This window comes from Pseudomonas sp. (assembly GCF_036387035.1).
Classification (GTDB): domain Bacteria; phylum Pseudomonadota; class Gammaproteobacteria; order Pseudomonadales; family Pseudomonadaceae; genus Aquipseudomonas.
In genome coordinates, this window is sequence record NZ_DASVUM010000041.1 from 1 (window position 1) to 4,971 (window position 4,971).

Here is a 4,971-nt window from a genome sequence, read left to right on the forward strand (position 1 = left end):
ACCAGCATGGTCAGCACACCCACCATCACCAGCGCCTTGGCGTCGAAAGACTTGCGCAGCATCAACAGCGACGGCAGGCTCACGCTCGGCAGGGTCATGAGCAAGGCCACGGCCGGCGCGGTGCCCAGACCCAGGGTCAGCAGCGTCTGCACAATCGGGATTTCAGCGGCGGTCGGGATCACGAACAACGTGCCGACGATGGCCAGCGGCACCAGCCACAGCAGACTGTTACCCATGGCGCCATCAACGTGAGGGAACAGCCAGACCCGCGCGGCGCCCAGAATCAGAACCGCGACCACGTAGATCGGGATAGTGGTCCAGAACAACTGCCACAGCGTCCTGCCCCAACGCACCAGCAAGCTGCCTTCCTCCGGCGTCTCGGCTGTGGCCACCGCTTCCAGCGCCTGCTCCGGCACCACTTCCGGGCGGGAAATGCGTTGCGCCACCAGCGACACACCGATCACCAGCACCAGGCCCGCCACCAGTCGCAGCGCGGTGAAGCCCCAACCCAGGACGAAGCCCATGAACACCAGTGTGGCCGGATTGAGCACCGGGTTGGCGATCCAGAAGGCCAGCGCCGCGCCCACCGACACGTTCTGCTTGCGCAGGCCGGCTGCCACGGGCGCCGCGCAGCAGCTGCACATCATGCCGGGCAGGGCGAACAGGCCACCGCGAATGGTCGAACCCAGTCCGGCGCGGCCGAACATTTTCAGCAGCCGGTCCCGGGGAATCAGTACCTGCAGCAGTGAGCCGAGGATGACCGCCAGCACGGCGGCCTTCCAGATCGCCAGAAAGTACACCTGCGCGTACGCCAGGGCGGCGGCCCACGGCGTGGCCGGGTTGTCGTTGATGATCGAGCCGCCGATGGTGTGGGTATCGGCAGCGATGAAGGACTTCAGGTAATAAGGCGACCACTTGACGTAGTACAAGCCGATGGCGGCCACCAGCAGGAACGCCAGGGGTTTCCACCAGAACGACCAGCCACGGCGTTCGGGAGTGAGCGGGAGGGCAGTCATGACAGGCACCAGAGCAGGAAATCGTGGGGCCGCGATGATACGCCGTCGCCGGCCATTATAGTAGGTGTCGCCAGGTGCGTCGGCTCACGCCCGTGGCCCGAAATCCAGCCCGGAGGCGCGCAGCAGTTCCTGGGTGTAGGGCTGGCGCGGGTGGCCGAAGATCGCCCGCGCCGGGCCTTGCTCGACCACTTTGCCGTCCTTGATCACCAGCACTTCATGGGCCAAGGCGTGGACCACCGCCAGGTCGTGGCTGATGAACAGATAACTCAAACCGTGGCGGATCTGCAGATCGCGCAGCAACGCGATGATCTGCTTTTGCACGGTTCGGTCCAGCGCCGAGGTGGGTTCGTCGAGCAGGATCAGCTCCGGTTCCAGCACCAGCGCGCGGGCGATGGCGACGCGCTGGCGTTGACCGCCGGAAAACTCGTGGGGGTAGCGGTGACGGCTGTTCGGGTCCAGACCGACTTCGCCGAGCACGCGGATCACCGTCTGTTCGCGCTGTGCCGGTGTGCCGATGCCGTGGGTCAGCAGCCCCTCGGCGATGATCTGCTGCACCGTCATGCGCGGACTCAGGCTGCCGAACGGGTCCTGAAACACCACCTGGATGCGTTTGCGCAGCGGCCGCATCAGCTGCTGGCTGCGCAGGCTCAACTCCTTGTTGCCGAAGCGGATGCTGCCTTCGGAATCGATCAGCCGCAGGATCGCCTGGCCCAGGGTGGATTTGCCTGAGCCGGACTCGCCGACGATCCCGAGCGTCTGGCCCTTGAGCAACTCGAAACTCACCCCGTCCACCGCCTTGATGTACTGCCTTTCGCGCCGCAACCAGGGCTTGGGCAGGGGGAACCAGACCTTCAACGCGTCAACCGACAGCAGCGTCTGGGTGTGCTCGCCGGGCACCGGTTCGCCGTCCGGTTCGGCATTGATCAGCAGGCGGCTGTAGGCGTGTTGCGGATGGGCGAACAGCGTCTGGCAGTCCGCCTGCTCGACGATTTCACCGGCGCGCATCACGCAGACCCGCTGGGCAATGCGCCGCACCAGATTGAGGTCATGGCTGATCAACAGCAGCGACATGCCCAGCCGCTGTTGCAAGGATTTGAGCAGCTCAAGAATCTTCAGTTGCACCGTGACGTCCAGCGCGGTAGTGGGCTCATCGGCGATCAGCAGCTCGGGCTCATTGGCCAGCGCCATGGCGATCATCACCCGCTGGCGCTGGCCGCCGGACAGCTGATGGGGGAGTGCTTTGAGCCGCTGCGGCGGGTTTTGAATGCCCACCAGGTCGAGCAGCTCCAGGGTGCGCCCACGGGCAGCGGTGCCTTTGAGGCCCTTGTGCATGGCGAGGATTTCACCGATCTGTTTTTCTACGGTGTGCAACGGGTTCAGCGAGGTCATCGGCTCCTGAAAGATCATCGCGATGCGGTTGCCGCGCAGGCTGCGCAACGCGTTGTCACTGGCCTGCAGCAGATCGACGCCCTTGTAATGGATGCTGCCCTGCGTGCTGACCGACTTGGCGGGCAACAGGCGCAGGATCGAGTGCGCGGTCACTGACTTGCCCGAGCCGGACTCGCCGACCAGCGCCAGGCATTCGCCGGGCTGGATGTCGAGGTCGATGCCGTGCACCACTTCGGCACCGTTGAAAGCCACGCGCAGGTTGCGGATCTGGATCAGAGGGTCATTCATGGCAGCGCTCAGCTCCTGGGGTCGAAGGCGTCACGGCACGCTTCGCCGATGAACACCAGTAACGTGAGAATCAGCGCCAGGGCGCAGAAGGCTGTGATGCCCAGCCACGGTGCCTGCAAATTGCGTTTGGCCTGGCCGATCAGCTCGCCCAGGGACGCGCTTTCGGCGGGCATGCCAAAACCGAGGAAATCCAGTGCGGTGAGGGTGGCAATGGCGCCGGTGATGATGAATGGCAGGTAGGTGAGGGTGCTGCTCATGGCGTTGGGCAGGATGTGCCGCCACATCAGCTCGCCGTCACTGAGGCCCAGAGCGCGGGCGGCCTTGACGTATTCCAGGTTGCGCCCGCGCAGGCATTCGGCACGCACCACGTCGACCAGCGCCAGCCAGGAAAACAACGACATGATCCCCAGCAGCCAGCCGAAATTCGGCTCGACGAAGCCCGACAGAATGATCAGCAGGTATAGCACCGGCAGCCCCGACCAGACTTCCTGCAAACGCTGACCGATCAGGTCCGCCAGCCCGCCGTAATAGCCCTGAATCGCCCCGGCGCACACACCGATCACGGTGCTGATGGCGGTCAGCGCCAGCGCGAAAAGGATCGATACGCGGGTGCCGAATAACACCCGGGCCAGGACGTCCCGCGCTTGATCGTCAGTGCCCAGCCAGTTGCGTGCGCTGGGTGGGCTGGGTGAAGGCTCCCTCAGTTCGTAATTGACCGTGTCGTAGCTGAACGGGACCGGGGCGAAGAGCATCCACCCGCCCTGGCCGGCAATCAGTTTGCGCACGTAGGCGCTTGAATAGTCGGGCTCGAAGGGCAGTTCGCCGCCGAAGTCGGTTTCCAGGTACTGATGCAAGGCCGGGAAATAAAGGTCGCCCTGATAGCGGACGATCAACGGCTTGTCATTGGCGATCAGTTCGCCGCACAGGCAGATGACCAGCAACGCCGCGAACAGCCACAGTGACCACCAGCCGCGCCGGTTAGCCTTGAAGGTGGCCAGACGGCGCCGGTTTTGCGGGGAAAACTCGAACATCAGGCGCTCCTCGCGGAAAAGTCGATGCGCGGGTCGACCAGCGTGTAGCACAGGTCGCCGACCAGCTTGATCAACAGGCCGAACAGGGTGAACAGAAACAGCGTGCCGAACACCACCGGGTAGTCGCGAGACACTGCCGCTTCGTAGCTCATGCGGCCGATGCCATCGAGGCCGAATATGGTTTCGATCAGCAGCGAGCCGGCGAAGAACACCTCGATCAGCGCCTGCGGAATGCCCGCCACCACCAGCAGCATGGCGTTACGGAACACATGACCGTAGAGCACGCGCTGCTCGCTGAGGCCTTTGGCTCGGGCGGTGACCACATACTGGCGGCCAATCTCGTTGAGAAAGCTGTTTTTGGTGAGGAGGGTCAGGGTCGCGAAGCCGCCGATGACCAACGCGCTGACCGGCAGCACCAGGTGCCACAGGTAATCGCGCAATTTGCCCAATGGCGAGAGGCTGGCGTAGTCGTCCGAGAACAGCCCCTGGGCCGGAAACCAGCTCCAGTAGCTGCCGCCGGCAAACACCACGATCAGCAGAATGGCGAACAGGAACGCCGGGATGGCGTAGCCGATGATGATTACCGTGCTGCTCCAGACATCGAAGCGGCTGCCATGCAGCACCGCCTTGCGGATACCCAGCGGGATCGAGATCAGGTACGTGATCAGGGTCGCCCAGAGTCCCAGGGAGATCGTCACCGGCAGCTTTTGCACAATCAGCCCGGTCACCGTGGCGCCGCGATAGAAGCTGTTGCCGAAATCCAGCTGCGCGTAGTGGGTGAGCATCAGCCACAACCGTTGGTGCAGCGGCCTGTCGAAACCGTACTGGTGCCTGATGGCTTCCACCAGTTCAGGGTCCAGCCCCTGGGCGCCTCGGCTGATCCCGCCGGTGGCCGCCACTTCACCGCCGCCGCCACCGATCCCGCCCGTTGGGCTCATGCCCTGCACGCGGGCAATGGCCTGTTCCACAGGGCCGCCCGGCGCGGCCTGCACGATGAGGAAATTGACCACCAGAATGCACAGCAGCGTGGGAATGATCAGCAGCAGTCGACGCAGGGTGTAGGCGAGCATGTCACTGGCCCTCCGTCGCGGTCGTGGACATGTCCACTGCACGACCGCTGGCCGCGCTGCTTTGCGACGCCAGCCGCGCGGCCATTTGCGCGGCCATCTGTGCGGTGCTCAGCGGCTCCCGGCTGACCTCCCACCAGCTGTCCAGGCCGACGTCGTAGACGGGCTCGACCGCCGGCC

Annotated in this window: 4 protein-coding genes; all 4 read right to left on the bottom strand. The window is 64.6% G+C overall.

Features of this window, described 5'->3' with window-relative positions:
* The coding region (locus VF672_RS03725; RefSeq protein ID WP_331101601.1) for a permease at positions 1-1,016 on the bottom strand (1,016 nt) is incomplete at its 3' end.
* Between the two features lie 84 nt (positions 1,017-1,100).
* Positions 1,101-2,693, bottom strand: a complete 1,593-nt coding sequence (locus tag VF672_RS03730; RefSeq protein ID WP_331101603.1) for an ABC transporter ATP-binding protein — start codon at positions 2,691-2,693, stop codon at positions 1,101-1,103.
* Between the two features lie 8 nt (positions 2,694-2,701).
* Positions 2,702-3,724: an ABC transporter permease gene (locus tag VF672_RS03735; RefSeq protein ID WP_331101605.1), complete on the bottom strand. Its 1,023-nt coding sequence runs from the start codon at positions 3,722-3,724 to the stop codon at positions 2,702-2,704.
* Positions 3,724-4,794, bottom strand: coding sequence for a microcin C ABC transporter permease YejB (locus VF672_RS03740; protein ID WP_331101607.1), 1,071 nt, complete (start codon positions 4,792-4,794; stop codon positions 3,724-3,726). The genes VF672_RS03735 and VF672_RS03740 overlap by 1 nt, the downstream gene beginning before the upstream one ends.
* Positions 4,795-4,971: the final 177 nt, after the last annotated feature.